General features: G+C 66.0%; 16 protein-coding genes. 8 read left to right on the top strand and 8 right to left on the bottom strand.

Annotation, left to right across the window (positions count from 1 at the left end; translation table 11 throughout):
* Positions 1–16 precede the first annotated feature (16 nt).
* The gene (locus QZX93_RS06305) at positions 17–328 is read right to left on the bottom strand and encodes an MTH1187 family thiamine-binding protein (protein WP_295393137.1); all 312 of its coding nucleotides are present in this window, start codon (positions 326–328) and stop codon (positions 17–19) included.
* Positions 329–338: 10 nt separating this feature from the next.
* Positions 339–692, bottom strand: a complete 354-nt coding sequence (locus QZX93_RS06300) for a TIR domain-containing protein (RefSeq protein ID WP_295393136.1) — start codon at positions 690–692, stop codon at positions 339–341.
* Between the two features lie 317 nt (positions 693–1,009).
* Between QZX93_RS06300 and QZX93_RS06295 the strand changes: the two genes are divergently transcribed.
* Positions 1,010–2,053 carry a peptidylprolyl isomerase gene (locus tag QZX93_RS06295; RefSeq protein ID WP_295393135.1) on the top strand — a complete coding sequence of 348 codons (1,044 nt, stop codon included), beginning with the start codon at positions 1,010–1,012 and terminating at the stop codon, positions 2,051–2,053.
* A 153-nt stretch (positions 2,054–2,206) separates the two neighbouring features.
* Positions 2,207–4,816: an ATP-dependent chaperone ClpB gene (gene clpB, locus QZX93_RS06290; RefSeq protein ID WP_295393134.1), complete on the top strand. Its 2,610-nt coding sequence runs from the start codon at positions 2,207–2,209 to the stop codon at positions 4,814–4,816.
* 115 nt (positions 4,817–4,931) lie between these two features.
* Here the strand turns inward: clpB and QZX93_RS06285 are convergent, their stop codons facing one another.
* Together QZX93_RS06285 and QZX93_RS06280 are read right to left on the bottom strand one after the other, a co-directional pair.
* Positions 4,932–5,507 carry a flavin reductase family protein gene (locus QZX93_RS06285; protein WP_295393133.1) on the bottom strand — a complete coding sequence of 192 codons (576 nt, stop codon included), beginning with the start codon at positions 5,505–5,507 and terminating at the stop codon, positions 4,932–4,934.
* A gap of 21 nt (positions 5,508–5,528) precedes the next feature.
* The gene (locus QZX93_RS06280) at positions 5,529–6,245 is read right to left on the bottom strand and encodes a transposase (RefSeq protein WP_295393132.1); all 717 of its coding nucleotides are present in this window, start codon (positions 6,243–6,245) and stop codon (positions 5,529–5,531) included.
* Between the two features lie 141 nt (positions 6,246–6,386).
* On the opposite strand from QZX93_RS06280, the gene prfB reads away from it, so the two are divergent.
* The 6 genes from prfB to QZX93_RS06250 all read left to right on the top strand — a co-directional run bounded on the left by prfB (position 6,387) and on the right by QZX93_RS06250 (position 16,488).
* Positions 6,387–7,485, top strand: a protein-coding gene (gene prfB, locus QZX93_RS06275) for a peptide chain release factor 2 (RefSeq protein ID WP_295393131.1) whose coding sequence is annotated in 2 segments (ribosomal slippage) — positions 6,387–6,461 and positions 6,463–7,485 — 1,098 coding nt in all. Because the reading frame shifts where the segments join, the coding sequence is not laid out codon by codon here.
* A 19-nt stretch (positions 7,486–7,504) separates the two neighbouring features.
* Positions 7,505–9,040 (top strand): lysine--tRNA ligase, encoded by a 1,536-nt coding sequence (gene lysS / locus QZX93_RS06270; protein WP_295393130.1) that lies wholly within the window; start codon positions 7,505–7,507, stop codon positions 9,038–9,040.
* A 204-nt stretch (positions 9,041–9,244) separates the two neighbouring features.
* On the top strand, positions 9,245–9,901 hold the full coding sequence (locus QZX93_RS06265; protein WP_295393129.1) for a histidine phosphatase family protein: 657 nt from the start codon (positions 9,245–9,247) through the stop codon (positions 9,899–9,901).
* Positions 9,902–10,052: 151 nt separating this feature from the next.
* Positions 10,053–11,714, top strand: a complete 1,662-nt coding sequence (locus QZX93_RS06260) for a carboxylesterase family protein (protein ID WP_295393128.1) — start codon at positions 10,053–10,055, stop codon at positions 11,712–11,714.
* A 23-nt stretch (positions 11,715–11,737) separates the two neighbouring features.
* Positions 11,738–12,991, top strand: a complete 1,254-nt coding sequence (locus tag QZX93_RS06255; protein WP_295393127.1) for a DNA repair exonuclease — start codon at positions 11,738–11,740, stop codon at positions 12,989–12,991.
* Complete coding sequence (locus QZX93_RS06250) at positions 12,988–16,488, top strand: YhaN family protein (protein ID WP_295393126.1); 3,501 nt, start codon at positions 12,988–12,990, stop codon at positions 16,486–16,488. Before QZX93_RS06255 ends, QZX93_RS06250 begins: the two co-directional genes overlap by 4 nt.
* Positions 16,489–16,660: 172 nt before the next feature.
* On the opposite strand, the gene QZX93_RS06245 is transcribed toward QZX93_RS06250, so the two are convergent.
* The 4 genes from QZX93_RS06245 to QZX93_RS06230 all read right to left on the bottom strand — a co-directional run bounded on the left by QZX93_RS06245 (position 16,661) and on the right by QZX93_RS06230 (position 21,998).
* Positions 16,661–17,689 carry an HAD family hydrolase gene (locus QZX93_RS06245; protein WP_295393125.1) on the bottom strand — a complete coding sequence of 343 codons (1,029 nt, stop codon included), beginning with the start codon at positions 17,687–17,689 and terminating at the stop codon, positions 16,661–16,663.
* Between the two features lie 80 nt (positions 17,690–17,769).
* On the bottom strand, positions 17,770–19,746 hold the full coding sequence (locus QZX93_RS06240; protein ID WP_295393124.1) for a sulfatase-like hydrolase/transferase: 1,977 nt from the start codon (positions 19,744–19,746) through the stop codon (positions 17,770–17,772).
* A gap of 111 nt (positions 19,747–19,857) precedes the next feature.
* Complete coding sequence (locus tag QZX93_RS06235) at positions 19,858–20,517, bottom strand: response regulator (protein ID WP_295393123.1); 660 nt, start codon at positions 20,515–20,517, stop codon at positions 19,858–19,860.
* Positions 20,514–21,998 (bottom strand): ATP-binding protein, encoded by a 1,485-nt coding sequence (locus tag QZX93_RS06230; RefSeq protein ID WP_295393122.1) that lies wholly within the window; start codon positions 21,996–21,998, stop codon positions 20,514–20,516. The genes QZX93_RS06235 and QZX93_RS06230 overlap by 4 nt, the downstream gene beginning before the upstream one ends.
* Between the last annotated feature and the right edge of the window lie 8 nt (positions 21,999–22,006).

Here is a 22,006-nt window from a genome sequence, read left to right as displayed (position 1 = left end):
CCGCGACGAAGCCACGTCAGCTCTGGTCTGCCAATTTCGCCCGCACGCTGGATAGCTTCTCAACCATGCGCTGGGGGCGGTCGGTGCGCGTACCGAGGGTGACATTGGTCGAGAGGCGCGGGACACCCATTCCGTGCAGGGTATCATGACAGCGCTTGATCGCGTCCATGACTGCCTCCCATTCGCCCTCCAGGTTGGTCCCGTTGGCGTGCATCTCATAATTGATGCCGGTCGTCGCTGCCAGGACGCGTTCGCAGGCGGCCACATAGCCTGAGAGTGAGGTGCTGGTACCGATGGGGATGACCGTGAATTGTGCGATGACGTACATTGCTTGCCTCTCAATGGTTGCTTGCTACTCGTTCCCACGCTCCGCGTGGGAATGCATCTTGGCGTGGGCGATCAAGACCTTGACACTCATCGCATGGCCCTGAGCAAGCCTTGAACCCGCCGATGCCGATCTCCCATTCGTCGAACCAGACCTGATGGCCGGCGTTGCGCAGCTCGACGGCGAGGCGCTCGACCAGTGCGGCGTCGGACTTGCGGTGGCAGAGGAAGCAGTTGGCCATGGCAGACTCCTGCGGAAGTCTTGCAGTCGGTCTGTGTGGATCGTCCAGGATCGCCCGGACCAAGCCGCCGCCTTGGGCGCCGGTGGCACCCAGGATCGCGATTGTTTTCTTGTCAACCATCGCCATTTATCTGGCTCGTGGATTTGCGTTGCGGCCGTCCTCGGCTGCCGGCATCCCGCGGCAGGTTTCGCCGCCTGCCGCGGGGACTTAGGCGCCGCGGTCGTGCGCGGTCTGCGAAACAATGTCGGAGCGGCTGGCGCCGGGAGCGAGTGCGATCGGTTCTGGTCTGCCAATGCGACCCTTTGGTCAGACACCACTAAGCCTGTCAACGTGTTGGCGCCGCCGATGGGGATGACTGGGAATGAAAAAACAGCTTTCGCCCGGTCATCTAAGATTGTTATAGTTATGGTTTACCAATGCCCCTTGCCATGGAGATTTCCCGCATGCGTTCCACCACCGGATTGATTGCAGTGACCGCCTTGACGGCGACCCTGAGCGGCGCAGGCATCGCCGCTGCCGCCGATGCGCCGCCTAAGGAGGCGGTTGCGGCCCCTGCCGCGGCGCCTGCCGCACCCGCCGCGCCGGCGGCGCCTGCCGCTGACCCCGCCCAGGTCATAGTTACGGTCAACGGCGCGGCGATTACCCGAGCCGAACTGGACCGTGCCACCGAGGCGCTGCTGGGTCAGTCCCACACGCAGGCCCCCACAGACCCCGCCCAGAAAAAGAAGATGGAGGAGGCGGCGCTCAACCAGATGATCTCTGAGGAACTGCTGTATCAGGCGGCCAAGAAGGAGTCGCCCGCCGACCTCGACAAGAAGGTCGAGGATCAACTGGCGGCGGCCAAGGCCCAGTTCCCCAGCCCCGAAGAGTTTGATAAGGCACTCGTCGCCAACGGGATCACGGAGCAGGACCTCAAGGACTTTATGCAGCGCGATGTCGTGATCAGCTCATACATCGAGAAGGAGGTCTCTTCCAAGATCACGATCACCGAAGAGCAGGCGAAGAAGTTCTATGACGAGAATCTTGACAAGTTCAAGACGCCTGAATCAATCCATGCCAGCCATATACTAATCGGGGTCGATCCCAAGGCCACGCCCGAAGAGAAGCAGAAGGCGAAAGAGAAGGCCGAGGGTATCCTTAAGCAGGTCACTGGCGGTGCCGACTTTGCCGAACTGGCCAAGAAAGAGTCCAGTTGCCCCAGTGCCCCACAGGGTGGCGATTTGGGTGAGCTCGCTCGGGGCCAGACGGTCAAACCGTTCGAGGATGTCGCCTTTACCCTCAAGCCGGGTGAAGTGAGCGGTGTCGTTGAGACTCAGTTTGGCTATCACATCATCAAGACGACGGGTAAGACCGCGGCCGGTGTCCTGCCATTCGATCAGGTCAAGGGTAAGATCGAACAGTATCTGAAGGATGTGCAAACCAAGGAACAGGTCATGGCCAAGGTGCAGGAATTAAAGAAGACGGCCACGATCGAGACGCCCAAATAAGGGCCGCCCGGCCTGGAGCGTCGAGTCGGCACGCTCGACGCCCAGGCCGTCTCTTCGCGTTGATTCGCGTTGATTTGCGGACGTTTTTTTTGCGTTTTTTGCGTTCATTTGCGGACAGAGATTCTTTTCAGGTTAAAGCTCCGGAGACAGTCGATGCGCATGGATAAACTGACGGCGAAATTTCAGATGGCGCTGGCGGACGCCCAGAGCCTGGCGGTGGGGCGCGATCATCAGTTCATCGAGCCCATTCATCTGATGACGGCCCTGCTGGATCAGGAGGGCGGCACGGTACGCCACCTCCTGGTGCAGGCGGATGTGAACGCCAACCGGCTGCGCTCCACCCTGGGTGAGGCACTGGATCGGTTGGCGACGGTGCAGGGGGGGGCGGCTGGCGATGTCCATGTCGGCAACGATCTCAACCGGCTGCTCAATCACACCGACAAGCTGGCGCAGCAGCGCGGCGATCAATATATTTCATCCGAACTCTTCGTCCTGGCAGCCTTGGAGGATAAGGGCGTACTCGGCACTGCCCTGCGCGAGGCGGGTGCCAGCAAGGGGGCGATTGAGAAGGCAATTTCTGCGGTACGTGGCGGTCAGGCGGTCAATGACCCGAACGCCGAGGAGCAGCGCCAGGCGCTCGAAAAATACACCATCGACCTGACCGAGCGGGCCGAGCAGGGCAAGCTAGACCCGGTGATCGGTCGGGACGACGAGATCCGCCGGACTATTCAGGTGCTGGGACGGCGGACCAAGAACAACCCGGTGCTGATCGGCGAGCCCGGGGTGGGCAAGACGGCCATCGTGGAGGGGCTCGCGCAACGGATCGTCAACGGCGAGGTGCCCGAGGGGCTCAAGAATAAGCGCCTGCTGTCGCTCGATATGGCCGGTCTGATTGCCGGGGCCAAATTCCGGGGCGAGTTCGAGGAACGGCTCAAGGCCGTACTCAACGACGTCTCCCGCCAGGAAGGCAACATCATCCTCTTTATCGATGAATTGCATACCATGGTCGGCGCCGGTAAGGCCGAGGGCGCCATGGATGCGGGGAATATGCTCAAGCCCGCGCTGGCCCGCGGCGAATTGCATTGCATCGGCGCCACCACGCTCGATGAGTACCGCCAATATGTCGAGAAGGACGCCGCACTGGAGCGGCGCTTTCAAAAGGTCCTGGTGGAAGAGCCCAATGTCGAGGACACCATCGCCATTCTGCGAGGTCTTAAGGAACGCTATGAGGTCCACCACGCGGTGGAGATCACCGACCCCGCCATTGTGGCCGCGGCGACACTCTCGCACCGCTATATCGCGGATCGCCAGTTGCCGGATAAGGCGATCGACCTGATCGACGAGGCCGCCTCGCAGATACGCATGGAGATCGACTCCATGCCGGAGGAGATGGATAAGCTGGATCGTCGGCTGATCCAGCTAAAGATCGAGCGTGAGGCACTCAAGAAGGAGCATGACGAGGCCTCCAAGAAACGCCTGGCGGACCTGGAAGGCCAGGTCGAACGGCTGGAGCGTGAGTTCGCGGATCTGAATGAGATCTGGAAGTCCGAGAAGGCGGCGGTCCAGGGTAACGCCCATATCAAGGAAGAACTCGACCGGGCGCGTATCGAGATGGAGACGGCGCGTCGCGCCGGCGACCTGGCCCGCATGTCCGAACTGGCCTATGGGCGCATCCCTGAGCTGGAGAAGCAATTGGCCGGCGCCGCCGAGCTGGAACAGGCCGAGCAGGGTGAGCCCCGCTTGCTGCGCAATAAGGTCACCGAAGAGGAGGTCGCGGACATCGTCTCCAAATGGACCGGCATCCCGGTCTCGCGGATGCTGGAGGGTGAACGCGCCAAGCTCCTGCGCATGGAGGAGGAACTGGGCAAGCGGGTGGTGGGGCAGGGGGAGGCGGTGCGGGCGGTGAGCGATGCCATCCGTCGTTCCCGGGCCGGACTCTCGGACCCCAACCGGCCGATCGGTTCATTCCTGTTCCTGGGTCCGACGGGCGTGGGCAAGACCGAGCTGTGCAAGGCCCTGGCCACGTTCCTCTTCGACACCGAGGAGGCGATGGTGCGAATCGATATGTCCGAGTTCATGGAGAAGCACTCGGTGGCACGGCTCATCGGCGCACCGCCCGGCTATGTGGGCTATGAAGAGGGCGGCTATCTCACCGAGGCGGTGCGCCGCCGCCCCTATAGCGCCATCCTCTTGGATGAGGTGGAGAAGGCCCACCCGGATGTATTCAATGTGCTGTTGCAGGTGCTGGACGATGGGCGGCTGACCGACGGCCATGGTCGTACCGTGGATTTCCGCAATACGGTGATCGTGATGACCAGTAACCTGGGCTCCGACATCATCCAGCAGCGGGCGGGCGAGGCCAACTATGCCGGGATGAAGGAGGCGGTGATGGAGATCGTGCGTCACGCCTTTCGACCCGAGTTCATCAACCGGCTAGACGAGATCGTGGTCTTCCATTCACTGGACGCCACCCAGATCCGCGCGATTGCCGGGATTCAGGTCCAATATCTCCAGCACCGTCTGGCCGAGCGGGATATGAAGTTGAACTTCAGCGAGGCGGCCCTGGACCACCTGGGGGTGGCGGGGTTCGATCCCGTCTATGGTGCGCGCCCCCTGCGGCGCGCCATCCGCGACCAGTTGGAGAATCCCCTGGCGCAGGAGATCCTGGCCGGTAAATTCGGCCCCGGCGACCTGATCGAGGTCGGCTTTGCCGGCGGGGGCTTGACCTTCGAGCGGGTGCTTACGGGGCAGTTGGTCGATTGAGTCTAGTCGGCGAGATCATCGCGACCGTCGCGTAATCGACCGCTTCATGCCGGGCGCTCCCCCACCCCGCCCCACAAAAAAGCGGGGGGATTGGAGCGCGCTCCCGGCGCGACTCTCACGGTGATCCCTTGGCCTGGCGCCAGGCGCGGATGGCGGCGGCGTCGCTGGCGGCATCCACGGCATAGAGTCGATCGAGCGTTGCGCGCTGCGCTGGCGGGGCGGCGCGCAGCAGGTCCGCGACGCCAAGCACCGGTGCCTCGCCGCACACCTCGCCCCCGGTGACCTGGGCCAGATAGACGCTGCGGTCGCCGATCTCCAGACGCTCCTCCACCCGGCAGTCGAGCCAGGCCGCGCAACCGGGGTAGCGGGGGTTGCCGTCGGGCGTGTTGAGCGTCGGCAGGTCCGCGAACTTCTCGACCTGATGACCGCTCTGGAGACCGAAGCGCCAGACCGCGTCCAGATCGGACTCCGCCAGCAGATGCAGTGCAAAGCGCCCGCTGGCCTCGATGAGGCCCCAGGTGTGGTGCTGCCGGGCGATGGCGATCAGCATCCGCGGCAACTCGGCGACGATGGACGCGCGTACCGCCGAGGTGGCGATCAGACCGCCCCGGCGGCCGGCGTGACTGGCGGTAACCAGCCACAGGGGCACGTCATAGAGGTGGAAGACGGCGGCGATCGCCTCGGGTGTCATGACGCGGTTCCCCGGGCTCGCTCAGGCGCGCCCGGCGGCCTCCCGGTAAGCGGCGGAGCGCCGGTCGCCGCCGCGTGCCCGGGGGGTGGCGCGCCGGTTCAACCGCTCCTCCACCAGGTTGCAGAAGGCGGGATCGCCGAGCACCCAGGCCTTGTTGGTCGCGTCGCGGATGCGGGTCAATCTGGGCTCGTCCAGGGGTGTCTTGAACCCCTTGGCGTAGGCCGCCTGGCGCGTTTTCGGGCTGCGGCCCAAGCGCTCATAGGCGGCGTGTGGGGTTACCATGGGGTCCTCGGCGCCGTTGGCGTTGGCCGCGAAACTGGACCAGGGGTAGTCGGCGGGGTCGCTGACCAGTCCGGCGCGCACCGGGTTGTTCTCCACATACTGGCTGACCGGGATCAGCCAGTCGGCGGGGTCGAGCAGGGTGGCGCGATAGCGGCCCTCCCACAGGGTGCCCGTGCGGTCGTTGCCTTCGTTGAAATACTGGACATAGTAGCGCCCGACATACTGCATCATCTTGCCGATGCCGTCCTCGCTCAACGGGGTCAGGAGTAGATGAAAATGGTTGGGCATCAAGACATAGGCGTGAATTTTACAGTCAAATTTCGCCGCGGCAGTGCCGATCTTCTCCCGCAGAAACCAGTAGTCCTCCTCCTTGAACAGGATCTGCTGGCGATTGTTGCCGCGTTGGATCACGTTCTGGGGGAAGCCGGGTAGGACAAAGCGAGGTAGGCGTGCCATGATTAGGGTCGGATACGGTTGATTGGCATGGGACTGAGTATAGCCGACCGTGGCACTCTGTCGGTTTAGTGTTGGCGCTTTCCGTGGCGCGAAACCACTCGCTGCACGTATACTTAGCGGTTCGACCCACCGGAGTGAATCATGCTCGACATCAACCCGATCGCCCACCAGATCAATGACCTGAAGGGGCGCGTAGCGTCCCTTAGGGGGTATCTTTGACTACGCGGAACGCCAGGAGCGGCTGACTGAGGTCTTGGGCGAGCTCGCCGACCCCCAGGTCTGGAACGATCCCGAGCGCGCCCAGACCCTCGGCCGGGAGCGCGCAGCCCTGGAGGCGGTCGTGCTGACCGTGGACGACATGGAGGCCGCCCTAACCGATGCCGATGACCTGTTGGCCCTGGCCGCCGAGGAAGACGACGAGGCGACCGCGACCGACCTGCTCCGCGACCTGGACCGCTGTGAGGTGCGGGTGGCTGGCCTTGAGTTCCGTCGCATGTTCTCAAACCCCATGGATGACAAGAACGCCTATGTCGACATCCAGGCCGGCTCCGGCGGGACCGAGGCCCAGGACTGGGCCGAGATGCTGCTGCGTATGTACCTGCGTTGGGGCGAGCGGCGCGGCTTCAAGACTGAACTGCTGGAGGTTTCCGAGGGCGAGGTGGCCGGCATCAAGTCCGCCACCATCCACTTCCAAGGGGAGTATTGCTTCGGCTGGCTGCGGACCGAGATCGGCGTCCATCGTTTGGTGCGCAAGTCGCCCTTCGACTCCGGCAACCGCCGTCACACCTCCTTTGCGTCGGTGTTCGTCTCCCCGGAGATCGACGACACGGTGGAGGTGGAGATCAACCCGGCGGACCTGCGCATCGACGTCTACCGGGCAAGCGGGGCCGGCGGCCAGCACGTCAACCGCACCGAGTCCGCCGTACGCATCACCCACAACCCGACCAACATCGTGGTCCAGTGCCAAAACGAGCGCTCGCAGCACAAGAACAAGGACCAGGCCATGAAGCAGCTCAAGGCCAAGCTCTACGAGTTCGAGATGCAGAAGCGGCGCGCCGCCCAGCAGATCGTCGAGGACAGCAAGTCCGATATCGGCTGGGGTAGCCAGATCCGCTCCTATGTGCTGGATCAGTCCCGGATCAAGGACCTGCGCACCAATGTGGAGATTGCCAACACCCAAGGGGTGCTCGATGGCAATCTCGATCCCTTTATTGAAGCAAGCCTGAAGAGCGGCCTGTAACCGGACGGAGTGAGTGGCGATGCATGAGGAAATTGACGCAGCGGCAACCGCGGCGCTCGCGGCGGAGCACGGCCAGGACGACAACAAGCTGATCGCCCAGCGGCGCGAGAAGCTCACCGCGTTGCGGGCCAGCGGTGAGGCCTTCCCGAACGATTTTCGGCGCGATGCGCTGGCCGCTGATCTCCATGCCGAGTATGAGTATTGGCCGGCCGGGGCCGCGAATGATACGCCGGTGCGGGTCGCCGTGGCCGGTCGGCTGATGAGCCGCCGGGTGATGGGCAAGGCGAGTTTTTCGCACCTGCAGGATATGTCCGGGCGTATCCAGCTCTTCGTGACCCGTGAGGCGCTTGGCGAAGTGGCCTATGCCGGCTATAAGCACGAGCTCGACATCGGCGATATCGTCGGCTGTGAAGGCACCCTGTTCAAGACCAAGACCGGCGAGCTGTCGGTGCGTTGCGAATCCATTCGCCTGCTCACCAAGGCCCTGCGGCCGTTGCCTGAGAAGTGGCATGGGCTGGCGGATATGGAGACCCGCTACCGCCAGCGCTATGTCGACCTGATCGTCAATGAGTCCACCCGCGCTACCTTCCGCACCCGCATTGCTATCATCGCCTATATCCGCGGCTATCTCAATGAGCGTGCCTTCCTTGAGGTCGAGACGCCGATGATGCACGTGATCCCGGGTGGCGCCGTTGCGCGTCCCTTCGTCACCCATCACAACGCGCTCGACATGAAGCTGTATCTGCGGATTGCGCCGGAGTTGTATCTCAAGCGGCTGGTGGTCGGCGGTTTCGAGCGGGTCTATGAGATCAACCGCAACTTCCGCAATGAGGGGCTGTCGACCCGGCACAACCCCGAATTCACCATGCTGGAGTTCTATCAGGCCTATGCCGATTACCGCGACCTGATGGATCTCACCGAAGACCTGCTGCGCGGCATGGCCGAGACGGTCATCGGTAGCACCACCTTCAATTACCAGGGCACTGCCTTCGACTTCGGCCAGCCCTTCGAACGGCTGACGGTGCGCGAGGCGGTCCTGCGCTTCAACCCGCAGTTTACGCCGGCGGACATCGACGACCTGGACGCCGCTCGCCGCAGCGCCGCGACCTTAGGGATTAAGCCCAAGGACGACTGGGGGCTTGGCCGCATCCATATCGAGATCTTCGAGCAGACCGGCGAGCACCAGCTCATTGCCCCCACCTTCATCACCGAATATCCCACCGAGGTCTCACCGCTGGCGCGTCGTAATGACCAGAACCCGCTGGTAACCGACCGCTTCGAGTTCTTCATCGGCGGACGCGAGATCGCCAATGGCTTCTCCGAGCTGAACGACGCCGAGGACCAAGCCGAGCGCTTCCGCGAACAGGTGGCGCAAAAGGATGCCGGCGATGACGAGGCCATGTTCTATGACGCCGACTACATCCGCGCCCTGGAATATGGCCTGCCGCCCACGGCGGGGGAGGGCATCGGCATCGACCGGTTGGTGATGCTCTTTACCGACTCGCCCTCCATTCGCGATGTCCTGCTCTTCCCGCACATGCGGCCGGAGGATTAGTCGCCGCAAATCGTCCACCGTGGGAGCGGCTTCAGCCGCGACGCGCGGCAGTGCCGCGCCCCGTCGCGGCTGAAGCCGCTCCCACGAGGTCGCTGCGCGACCTGCATGCAACAGTCGAGGCTTCAGCCGGAGGGGGTGGCAACACTGCATGGCGGTCATAGCCGTCCGCCCAGCAAAGCCTTACACTTGCCCACCAAAATCGCCATGTCCACGCGGCCTTCCCAACCGGTCCCGACGCGTCTCTGCATCATCCGCCACGGTGAGACCGAGTGGAATGCGCAAGGGCGCATCCAGGGTCATACCGATATCCCGCTCAACGCCGCCGGGGGCGCGCAGGCCCAGGCGTTGGCCCTCAAGCTGGCGCACCAGCGCTTCCACGCGATCTACAGCAGCGACCTGGCCCGGGCGACCGAGACCGCGCAGGTGCTGGCGCACCGCGAAGGTCATGCCGTGCGGTTGCTGCCCCAATTGCGCGAGCGCCATTTCGGCATCTTCCAGGGCCTCACCGCAGCACAGGGGGCCGAGCGCTATCCGGGCGCCTATCTACACTACCTGGCGCGCGATCCCGAATACGACTTTGAGACCGGGGAGTCACTGTGCCGCTTCGCCGCGCGCGTGACCGCGGGGATCGACTGGCTGGTGCTGCAACACCGCGGGCAGACGGTCGCCGTGATGTGCCACAGCGGTGTGCTCGACGTGGTCTATCGCCGCGCCACCGGCCGGGTGTTGAGCGCGCCGCGCGATTTCAGGATTCCCAATGGGTCGCTCAATTGGTTCCATTGCGACGGCGAGGGTTGGCACCTCGAGACCTGGGGCGAGGGTGCAGGCCCGGGGTCAGTGCTCACGCAGCCACCGGAGTGAGGGGGGCGGTCGGCACGACCGTCCACCCGGGGATGCCCATGGCGGGGCAGCTTTTTTAACCCGCCACTACCAATCGCGCTGACCTTAGGGGCATTGTCTGTTGTCGTCGGCGTAGACTAGGCGGCAACTTCGATGCCCCAGGAGTCCCGATATGCATGACCCATCCGGTTTAAGTCGAGCGGCCCAGACGGCCTTGGCGGCGTGTTTGCTGTTGACTGGAATCCTCGGTGCGCATGCGCAAGACCCCGGCGCGGTCCCGGCGGACCCGTCGGTGGTCGTGACCGATACGGGCGCCGTGGCGGGGACCATCGGCGCCGGCGTCCGCGAATTCAAGGGTATCCCCTTCGCGGCACCCCCGGTGGGCGAGCGGCGGTGGGCGCCGCCGCAGGCGCTCGCGCCCTGGTCGGGCGTGCTCGACGCCACGCGCTATCGCGGGCTCTGTCCCCAGGCGGCGCGCTATGGCATTCCTGAGGACAGTACCGACGAGGACTGTCTGTATCTCAACGTCACGACGCCCGCGCCCGGCGGACAGGTCCCGGCGGGTCGACGGCCCGTCATCGTGTGGATTCACGGCGGCGCCTTCGTCGGCGGGTCCAGCGGGCTCTACGACCTCAGCGCACTGGCCAAGACGGGTGACGCGGTGGTGGTGTCGATGAACTACCGTCTCGGGGTCTTCGGTTTCATGCCCCACCCGGCATTCGATCCCGACACCGACGGGGCCTATGGTCTGTTGGATCAACGCGCCGCGTTGCGCTGGGTCCAACGCAACATTGCGGCCTTTGGGGGCGATCCGGACAATGTCACCATCGCCGGCGAATCCGCGGGCGCGTCCAGCGTGTGCATGCACTTGATGGCGCCGGAACAGACCCAGGGACTGTTTCACAAGGCGATTATCCAGAGCGGCGGTTGTACGCACCGGCTGCGTCACGTCGACGTGGCGGCCCAGAGCGTCGGCCGGCGGGTGGCTGAGATCCGCGGCTGTACGGGCGATGGTGTGCTCGCCTGCCTGCGCCAGCAGCCGGTGGCCGACCTGCTTGCGGCCGGGACCGCGGCGGCGGGCACTGACCTCTTGGCCTTCGCCCCCGTCTACGGGACCCGCTCGCAGCCACTGCAAGGGGACGAGGCGCTGGCCACCGGCCGGTTCGTCCGGGTGCCCATGATCCAGGGCGGCAATACCCAGGAGCAGCGACTGTATGTCGCCTATGAGCTGATCGCCGGCCAATTGACGACCCGCGACAATTTCGCCGCACGCCTGGCGCAGACCTATGGCGAGCGCAGCGAGCGCGTCGCTGCCCAATATCCATTGGACAATCGCGTGTCCGCGGCGTCCCAGCTCGGGTCCATGCAGTCCGACTTCAATCCGTCGGTTGGGCTCAACCACTGTATCTATCTGCGCACGGCGCAACTGGCCGCTCAATACGTCCCTGTCTATGAATACGAGTTTGCCGATCCCAATCCACCCGACGTGGTGGCCAACCCGGGGATTGCGATGGGCGCGGTGCATTCGTCCGAGTTGCCCTATCAGTTCCCCGGCTTCTCCAATACCATGAAACGCGACGCCGCCCCGCTGACTCAATCGCAGCAGGCGCTGGCTGCACAGATGATGGCCTATTGGACCAGCTTTGCCCGTACCGGAACCCCGTCGGCGGTCGGCGTCCCGCAGTGGACGCCCTTTGCAGACGCAGACGCGGTCTTGCGGCTGGAGCCCTATAAGACCGGCTGGTTCGACGCGGGCCAGGCGCACCGGTGCGGCTTCTGGCGGTCGGTCTATCCGGACCTGCTCGACCGAACCTATCCTCAGCCGGGCCATTAGGGGCTGGTGCTCAGGCTGAACCCATGCGCTTTATCCACGCCGCCGACCTCCACCTCGACAGCCCCTTGCGGGGCTTGACGCGCTATGCGGGCGCCCCGCTGGAGCGTCTGCGCACCGCCACCCGCGGCGCACTGGAGCGACTGATCGACCTGGCCCTGGCTGAACCGGTGGACTTTGTGTTGCTCGCCGGAGACATCTATGACGGCGATTGGCAGGACTTCCACACCGGGCTCTTTTTTCGCGAACAGCTCGTCCGATTGGATCGGGCCGGCATCCGGGTCTTCATGGTCCAGGGCAATCACGATGCCCAGGGAGTCATCTCGCGTCAACTGACGCTGCCGCCCAATGTGATGGTGTTTAAGAGTCGCGGCGCCCATACCGAGCGCCTGGACGCACTAGGGGTGGCGATCCACGGGCGCAGCTTCCGTGAGCGGGCCGAGGATGCGGACCTGGTGCCCAGCTATCCGGAGGCCGTGCCGGGGCTCTTCAACATCGGCCTGCTGCACACCAGCCTGAGCGGGCGGCCCGGCCACGACACCTATGCTCCCACCACCGTCGACACCCTGGTCGCCAAGGGCTACGACTACTGGGCCTTGGGCCATGTCCATTGCCGCGAGCAGGTGCTGGAAACCCCGCGGATCCTCTACCCCGGCAATCTCCAGGGGCGCCATGCGAATGAGACCGGCACCAAGGGCTGCGAGCTGGTGCGGGTGGAGGCGGGGCATATCGCCGCCGAATTCGTGCCGCTGGACCTGGTGCGCTGGCATCGGCTTACGCTGGACCTGACGGGCATGGAGGGGTTGGAGTCCGTGGGCGCAGCCTTCCGCGAGGCGCTGGCCCCCCGCTTGGCGGGCGCCGGTGACCTGCTGCATGCCGTGCGTGTGACGCTCACCGGCTGCACCGGGCTCTATGCGTTGGAGGCCGACCGCCCCGGCACCCTGGACGCCGCCATCCGGGCCGCCGCCCAGGACGTGGCCGCGGCCGAGGTCTGGATCGAACAGGTCCGCCTGGACCTGACCCCGCCCCTGGACCGCGACCGGATTGCCCGGCGGGAGGATGCGATGGGCGAATTGGTCCGGCTGGTCGATGCGCTGCATGCCGACCCGGCCGCACTGGCCGAGCTGGCGCAGGCGCAATTGGGCGGCCTACTCAATGCACTGCCGCCGGAGGTGACGGGCGAGGAGGTCCCGCGGCTCGATCGTGGCGCCGATCTGCACGAGCTGCTGCGCGCGGCCGAGGCAACCGTGTTGGCCCGGCTGGCGGGGGCGCAACCATGAGACTCGTGCAACTGCGGCTGCATGCCTTCGGCCCATTCACCGACTGCGTCATCGATTTCACCGGCACGCCCGCCAATCTGCACCTGATCTATGGCCCCAACGAGGCCGGCAAGTCCTCGGCGCTGCGCGCAATGACCGACCTGCGCTTCGGCATCCCGGCGCAAAGCCCGGACGGATTCATCCATCCATACAAGCAACTGCGTATCGCCGGGGTCTTTGTTGACGATGCCGGACGCACCCTTGGGCTGCTGCGCCGCAAGGGCAACCGTGCGACCCTGTCGCGTTTCGACCCTGCGGCCGATGCCCCGGGCGAGCCGGCCGAGGCCGGATCGGAACTGGAACTGGCGCTCACCGGCGGTCTCACCCGGGCCGACTTCGAGTCGATGTTCGGCCTCAACCACGAACGCCTGCGCGCCGGCGGCGACCGACTATTGAAGGGCGAGGGCGAATTGGGGGCGGCGCTGTTCGAGGCCAGCGCCGGCACCCGCGACATCAGGGCCGTCCTGGCTGGCCTGGAGGCGGACGCCAAGGAGTATTACAGCCCCCGCTCCGTGAACGCCGTCATGAACGAGGCGAAGCGGCAACTCGATGAGCAACGACATGCCTGGAAACAGGCGCTGACCAAGCCCGCCGACTGGCAGTCGCTCAAGCGTACGCACGATGGCGCGTGCGACTCCCTGGCCGCCATCGACCAGGCACTCTTGACCCAGCGTCGGCGCGAGAACACCCTGACCGAACTGCGCACCGTCGCCCCGCTGTTGCGCGACCACGACCGGGCGGCGGACGAACTGACCGCCCTGGGCCAGGTCCCCGACCTCCCCGAGCACGCCCGGGAGGAGCGCTTGGCCGCCGAGCAGGCGCTCGGGCGCGCCAGCGAGGACCTGCGGGGCGCCGAGCTTGAGCTCAAGCGCTGTGCCGATGCCCTGGCTGGCCTCAAGATCGAGGCGCCCCTGCTGGAACACGCCCAGGCCATCGAGCGCCTGGCCGCCCGGTTGGAGAGCACGGCGCAGGGCCGGGTCGAGGCGCGCCGACAGGGGGCGCGTGCGGCGCAGATCGCCCAGGAGCTCGCCGCGCGGGCCGAGCAGATTGCCCCGGGCGAGTCGCCGGCCGACCTGGTCAAGGCGGCGCCCGCGGCGGCCGACCGTATCACCCTGGACGGCCACCTGGGGGCCATTGCGCTCTTGGGCGAACGCCTGGCCAGCCTGCGCGAGCGGGCGGCCGAACTGGCGCAGGCCGGGCCACAGGAGCAGGGGCCGCCCCCGCCGGACGCCCAGACCCGCGAGGCGCTGGGGTTGGCCTTGCGCCAGGCCCAGGGGCTGGGTGACACGCATCGGCGCGGCGCCGATCTGGATCAGGGCATTGCCGGGCTCAGTGCCCACCTCACCCAGGCCCTGGCCGATCTCGGCGCGGGCAGCGTCGACGCCCTGCGGCAGGCCCGTCCGCAGCTCACGACCGCCATCGCGGCGGCCCGTGCGGAGCGGATCGGGCTCGACCAGGCGGAGTCCGCGCTGCGCGAGGAGGACCGCCGACTGATCCAGGATATGGACGTGCAGCGGCGGCGCCAAGCGACCCTGGCCGCCGCCGGTGAGGTGGTCACCGCCGCGACCCTGCGTCAGGCCCGCGAGCGCCGCGACCAGGGGTGGGGGCTGATCCGCCGCGCCTATATCGAGCGCAGCGCGCAGCCCGGCGTGCTGGGTCCGGTCTTCGACCCCGAGCGGCCGCTGCCGGAGGCCTTCGAGTCCGCCCAGGAGCAGGCCGACCGCCAGGCCGACCTGCTGCGCGCCGACGCGGCGCGTGCGGCGACCTATGAAGAATGCGTCGGGCGGCTCAGTGACATGCAGCAGCGGCGCCAGGCGATCGCCGCGGAACTGGGTGTGCTCGGCGGGCAGCGGCAGGCACTGCTCGCTGACTGGTCGGCACGCCTGGTGCGTGCCCAGTTGCCGGACCTGGACCCCGATGCACTGCTGGAGTGGCAGGCGATGCGCCAGAGCGCGCTGGAGGGTGCCGAGCGGCTGGCGCAGGCGCGCACCGAGCGCGCGCAGTGGCGAGCCGATCTGGACGGCGCCCGCACGGCCCTGGCCGCGGCCCTTCAGTCCGCTGGCGAGAGCGTCCTGGGTGCCGAGCTCGCTGCACTGATCCAGCGCGCCGCGGTCTGGGAGCGGGGCGCGACCAAGGCCGAGGCGCAGCACGAGAGTCGACTCAAGGCGGCACGCCAGCGCCAGTTGGAAGCGGACAAGGTGGCTGGGTCGATCCAACCGGCTGTGGCTGAACTCGCTGGGCACCTGGCGGCGGTGCAGGTCTGGTATGGACGGCTGCGACTGGCCCCGGGCAGTCCCCCCGCGGCGCTGAAGGCCCGGCTCGACGAGTTGGATGCCCTGGGGCGCCAGTCCGCCGAGCTCGCGGAGGCGCAGCGGCGCCAATCCGAACACTTAGCGCAGGTGGACGACTTCGCGGCCCAGGCGGCCGGACTGGCGGCCGTCTTGGGCGAGGCCGCGCCGGGGCTCCCGGAGGACACGGCCGAGCGCCTCAAACAGCGGCTCGCCGACTCCCGCACCCAGGACCAGCACAGGCTCACGCTCACCCGCGAGCGCGCCCGGGCACTGGAGACCCGGCAGCGGGCGGCCGCCGAACAGGATGCCCAGACCGCCGTTCTACAACGTCTGTGTAACCTGGCCGGCGCAGCGCAGGTCGCGCAACTGCCGGCGATCGAGGACAGCGCCGCGCGCAAACGCCTGGTGCGCGCTGCCCTGGAGCGTCAGCGCGAGCAATTGGCCCTGGCCTCACCGCGGCCCGAGGCAGCACTGCGTGCGGACCTGAACGACCAGGACGGCATGGCCATCGACGCGGAGCGCGAGCGTTGCCAGGGCGAGATTGCACGCCTGGAACGGGAGCAGGCCAAGGCCCGTCAGGCCGAGGTTGCGGCGCGCCAGGCGCTGGAGGCCATCGACGCCTCGGATCGGGCGGCGCGTGCGCGCGAGGCGATGGAGTCCGCCGCCGCCCGCTACCGCGGTGCCATCCGGCCGTGGGCGCAACTCAAGCTCGCCCACGCGCTGCTCGCGCAGGCCTTGGAGCAGTTCCGCGAGCGCGCCCAGGCGCCCATGGTCGCCTTGGCCTCGACCTATTTTTCACTCATGACTGGCGGCCGTTATGTCCGGTTGGTGGCGGACGAGGGCAGTGAGCGCGCGGTGCTGCGCGCCGTGCGGGACGATGCCGTCGCGCTGGGGGTGGAGGCACTGAGCGAGGGGACCGCCGATCAGCTCTATCTGGCCCTGCGCCTGGCGGCGCTGGAACTGCGGCGCGGCTCCCACCCCCAACTGCCGCTGATTCTGGACGATGTCCTGGTGACCTCGGACGACACGCGTGCCGCCCAGTGTCTGGCGGCGCTCGCCCGGTTCGCCGCGGGTGGCCAGGTGCTGCTCTTCACCCACCATCGGCACCTGTTGGACTTGGCGCACGACACCCTGGGCGAGCGGGGGCTCATGACCCACACACTCTGATCGTCTCGGCCAGCGTCGGCGCGGTCGAAAACAGCGCGCTCGCCAATACCGAACCCGCCAACCACCCAACTGTCGCTCTTGTGTATATTCGGTGTTATCGTCGATTGGGTCGTGTCCTTCGGATAGTAATGGCGCAATTGCTGGTAGGCCTGATATTGCTTGCCCCCCGGCGTTATTGATCAAAAACGAAGACGCGTTTCCAATCGTTCTTGATGCTGATGACCGTCCAGCCCGCCTGCGTCGCCTCGTCATACAGCGCCTGACTGAAGCTGCCGACCTTGGTATCAGGCAGCCCTTGCGCCGGGCCATAGGCATATTCGCGCGCGGCGTCGTCGTGCAACACGAGCATGGATAGCCGCGCCCCGTCACCGGCCTTGGTGTATTCCAGCATCTGGCGGTCGCCGGTGGAGTTGCCGAAGGCGGCATGGGGACGCTGGCCGATCATGAGATGAATGCCCTCGGGCTTGCCGGCATGGTCGTCGTTGAGCAGGAGCTTGGGCTCCTTGATCAGGAACGGCCTGCCGTCTTTGTCGTATTCGTATTTGGTCACACCGGCGCTGCCCACGACCTGTTCCGGAGGGATGCCGTAGACCGCATCGGAATAGACGCGCACAAAGTCCTGACCGCCGCCGGTGACGATGAAGGTCTTGTAGCCATGATCGCGCAGGTAGTGCAGAAGCTCCTGCATCGGCTGGTAGGTCAACGCGGTGAAGGGTCGATGCCAGCGTGGGTCGCGGGCCTTGGCGAGCCACGCCTTCACCTCGGCCTGGAACGCGTCGGTCGACATGCCGGTCAGCGTCGCGGCAAGAATCGTTTCGAGGTCCTTCATCGGGAGGCTCGCGATGGCCTCACGGTCGCCGGATAAGACGGTCTTGAACGGCTCGATCTCGCGCAACGGGGGTTTTTTCTCGACCAGCTTGGGGACTTGATCCAGGCAATACATCACCTGCGTGTAGATCGGGTGCGAGACCCACAGGGTGCCATCCTGGTCGAAGGTGGCGATGCGCTGCGCGGGCGACACGAACGTCGCACTCGACTGGTCGGTGGTCTCATTCACGAAGGCAACGATGGCCTGTTTAGCGGGGCCATCGTTCCACGAGGGTAGCGGATCGGTCGCCGCTTGGGCGCGGGCTGCCAGGAGGAGCAGAGCGCCCAATGCCAAGAGGCGCGTGAACGCGGCCAGGGTGGGTATGGGTTTCATCGGTGGTCTCTCCGCTATAGGTGACAGCGGGCGACCCGTGCGGGCCGCCCAATCCCCGAGGTGCCAGGCACTGCCTGCGACTATTCCCCCGCGTGGCTGATGTGCTTTGCCTCCTTCATCGCCTCGATCACCTGATCAAGGTTGTAGCTCGCCGGCGTTTGCAGCGGCGGAAACGCCCGGTAGGTCTCCAGTTCCTTCAGCCACATCAATTGCCCGATGGGCAGCAGGTTCCAGTCATAGATATAGGCCGTGCTCGGCGCGGCCAGGGCGCCCCCATAGCCCAGGAGGGTCTTCTGATCCTCGGCGACCGCCTGCTCGAAGGGATCGCGCTTGATGTTGTTGACCTGGGTCCAGTGATAGGTCACGACGCCCGTCAGGCCGCCGGTCGACGACGAGGGTGCCATCGTGTAGTAGAACTTCCAGTTCTTGTAGCGCACCGCGGACGGATGCACGCCGGTGTAATAGAAGAAGTAGTCGCGTGCCGAGTCGCCCTTGCCTTCCAGATAGTCGCGCTGGTCGACGCCGTCGAGCGTCGTCTTGACGATACCGGGGTACTTGCCGGCCTCGATCTGCTTTTTCAGTCCGTCCCCCTTGGGGCCGCCCGCGATATCCACGAAGGTCGGCAGCCAGTCGAGCGCGGAGACGATCTGGTCGTTGACCGTCCCGGGCTTGATGTGTCCCGGCCACCGCACCACGAGCGGGGCGCGCATTCCGCCTTCCCAGGTCGTGAGCTTACCGCCCCGGAAGGGCGTGACGCCGCCGTCCGGGTAGGTGATGGCCTCGGCACCGTTGTCGGTGGTGAAGACGACGATGGTGTTATCGAGCTCGCCCATCTCCTCTAGTTTCTTCAGGACATAGCCGATATTGTCGTCGAGTTGCTTCATGCCGACTTCGTTGATGCCCCAGTCCTTGCCGCCCTGCTCGCCCAGCATCGCCTCGTACTTGGGCGAGAGCATGGTGGTGATGTGCATACGCGCCGGGTTGTACCAGACGAAGAAGGGCTTCCCGGTCTTCTTGGGGTCGTTACGCTCCAGATAGTCGATCACCTTGGTCGAGATCTCCTCGTCGACGGTCTTCGATCGCTCCAGCGTCAGGGGCCCTTCATCCTTGCAGCTCTGGTTCTTTTCCGTTCCGTCGGACGACTTGCAGGCGATGATGGGCCGCGGCGGGGTCAGGCAGAGGGTGGTCCGCGGATCGACCGCGCCGGGCGGGTCGGCGAGCACGGGGACCGGGCTGTTCTTACAGGGCGGCACGACCGTCTGATCGGTTGGGGATTTGTTGATGTCGGGGAAGCTCACCCCCTGCATCGCATCCAAGTGATAGAGGTAGCCCCAGAACTCCTGGAAGCCATGCGCCGTCGGCAGCGAGGCCGTTTTGTCGCCTAAGTGATTCTTGCCGAACTCGCCGGTGTTGTACCCGAGATCGTGCAGGAATTTGGCCAGCGCCGGCGTGTCGGGCAGCAGGGAGCTCGTGGCACCCGGCAGTTGGGGCATCACCATGCCCGCCCGCAGCGGGTGCATGCCGGTGAAAAAGGCCGTGCGTCCAGCCGTGCAGCTCTGTTCCGCGTAATAGGTCTGGAACAGCGCGCCCTCCCGACCGATGCGGTCGATATTGGGCGTCTCTCCAACCATCAGCCCGCGGTGATAGGCGCCGACGTTCATAATGCCGATGTCGTCGCCCATGATGAAGAGGATGTTGGGCTTCTTCCCGTCGCCCGCGGTCGCGACGCTGTGCGCAACAGGGGCCGCCTCGGTGGCGGTGCCGATGACCAGCTTCTGCCCCTTCCTGACCGCGTCTGAAGACAGCTTGTTCTGCGCCTTCAGATCCGCGACCGGGATCTCGAAACGCTCGCTGATGACATCGATCTCGTCGCCGTCGACCACCGCGTAGGTGGCGGTGACAGTGTCGTAGGCGCCGCGGGCATGGCGGCGCGCGCCCTGGTCGGCGGCCTGGGCGCTGACGGCGCTCAGACAGACCGTCAAGGCAAGGACCGAGCACGCCGTCCTCAGCCCGGGGGTCAAGGCCGATTCAACGACCGATGGTTTCTTGCGTTGCATACACGCGTTCCTCAAACAGATGGAGTGGCATGGCCGTGAGAGTTTGCAGGCACGTTCAGCCGGTTCAGCCGGCGCCGCTCCTGGCAGCCTAGCCGCACGCCCGCGCTGCGACTACTGCCCTTTAGGGCAGGTCGGCGGGTGCTCCACTAATACACCCAACTCCTGGACCAGACGGGTCAGCTCGGCCACCGAGCGCAGCTGGAGCTTGGTCGTGATGGCCGTGCGATGTAGCTTGACGGTGCGCTCGCCGATCCCGAGGTCGGCCGCGATCTGCTTGTTCAGCCGTCCCCGCACGACGTGCTGTAGCACCTCGTGCTCGCGCAGGCTGAGGGTAGAGAGCCGGGCGCGCAGCGCGCGCAAACGGGCGCCTTCTGCACGCTGGCGGGCGTCGCGGGCGATCGCCCGGTCCACGGCGGCCAGCAGGTCCTCCTGAGGCGCTTGCTTGGTGAGGAAATCCTCGGCACCGTGGCGCATTGCACGCACACTCGTGGGGATATCACCTTCGCCGGTCAGAAAGATCACCGGCAGCGCATTCGCCTGCCGCAACAGCGCTTGCTGTAGGTCGAGGCCGTCCATCACCGGCATCCGCAGATCGGCGATGACACAACCCGCGGTGTCACCAAGCTGGGCGAGCAGCTCGGCGGCCGAGGCAAAGGTCCGCACCGTGCAGCCCGCCGCCCGCAGCAGGCGCCCGACGGCGACCAGAAAGGAGGCGTCGTCGTCAACGACATGGACCACCGGCCCGTGGTCTCTCGCGCTGGGGTCGTTCACGGTGCGGTTGATTCCTCCACCAACGGGAGCGTAAAGCGGAAGGTCGCGCCTGCCGAGGTGTTGTTCTCCGCCCAGATGCGCCCACCGTGGGCCTCGATGATGGTGCGTGAGATTGCGAGCCCGATGCCCATGCCATGCGGCTTGGTGGTAAAGAACGGCTCGAACAGTTGCCCGAGTTGCTCTGGCGCGATCCCGTGCCCGCCGTCACTGACGGTCATTTCAAGGTCGCGCTCGTCGCGGCGTTGCGCCCCCACCGTGACCTGCCGCCGCTCGGCGGGCAGGTGTCCCACGGCATCCATCGCGTTGAGCACGAGATTCAGCAGCACCTGCTGGATGTGTACGGCATCGCCCATGACCAGCGGCAACCCGGGGGCGGCCGCGATCTCCAGGCGGGTCTTGCGTGCCGTCGCATCGCCGCGCGTCAGTGCGGCAACAGTGCTCAACAGGTCGCCCACCGACAAGGCGCAGGGGGCGAGGCTGCGGCGTTTGAGCAAGCTGCGCAGCCGCTCGATCACGCCGCTGGCGCGCAGGTCGTCCTGGCGGATGTCGACCAGTATGGCACGCAGTTCATCCAGATCCGGCGGTTCCTGTGCCAGGAATAGTTCGGCAGCCTCGGCGTTGCGCAGGATGGCCCCGAGCGGCTGGTTCAGCTCGTGGGCGAGCGCGGAGGCGAGCTGTCCCAACAGCGAGACACGGCTGGCGTGGGCCAACTGACTGCGCAACCGTTGCAGAACCATCTCGCTGTCCTGCAATCGGGAGGCAAGCTGTGCCGCCGCCAACACGTCGGCGTGCAGTTCGCTGGCCATCGCCACCAGGATGGCGAGATAGGCCCAACTGATCAGGTAGGGCATCTGCACGGCCCCCGTTTCGATCAAGGCTGCCTGGCCGCCGCCCACCAGGAAGAACACCACGACGGCGCCCCCGACCACCGCCGCGCGCCAGCGCCCGCCGCGGCGCCACAATCGCGCGGAGGCATCCACCACGAACACGATCAGCACCAGGACCGCCAGATAGGGGAAGACATTCCAGGGGTTTGGCACACCCTCGGCCAGGTTGAAGGTGACCCCGCCGAAGGTCTCGACCGTTCTGAAACCGGTGATCTGCTGGTAGGTCATGCCCGACCCGGGCCCCGATCCGGACAAATAGTCGAACGCCAATCCGACGGCATAGAGGCCCGGTACGGCGAGCGCGAGCCACGTGTTGCCAGTGCCGAAATAGACCCAGATGAACGCGGTGAGCGAGACCATCATCACGCCGACCGCGATGTCCAGCCAACGCATCAACGGCCACCAGTCGGCCAAGCTGTCGGCGCGCGTCAACGCCAGCTCCAAACCGGCAATGCCGGCGACGGCAAAGGCGCTGAGCGCAAACAGCAGGCGGGCCGCACGCGGCGGTTGAGTCAGGCCGATGCGCAACTCGATCAGCCCCAGTGTGAGGCAGGCGGACGCTACCATCGGCCAGGCAATGGTGATCCAATTCATGGCGGAAT

Source organism: uncultured Thiodictyon sp. (genome assembly GCF_903946935.1).
Taxonomy (GTDB): Bacteria; Pseudomonadota; Gammaproteobacteria; order Chromatiales; family Chromatiaceae; genus Thiodictyon.
The sequence above is the reverse complement of the archived record's forward strand: the minus strand, read 5'-3'. Positions and strand labels throughout refer to the sequence as shown.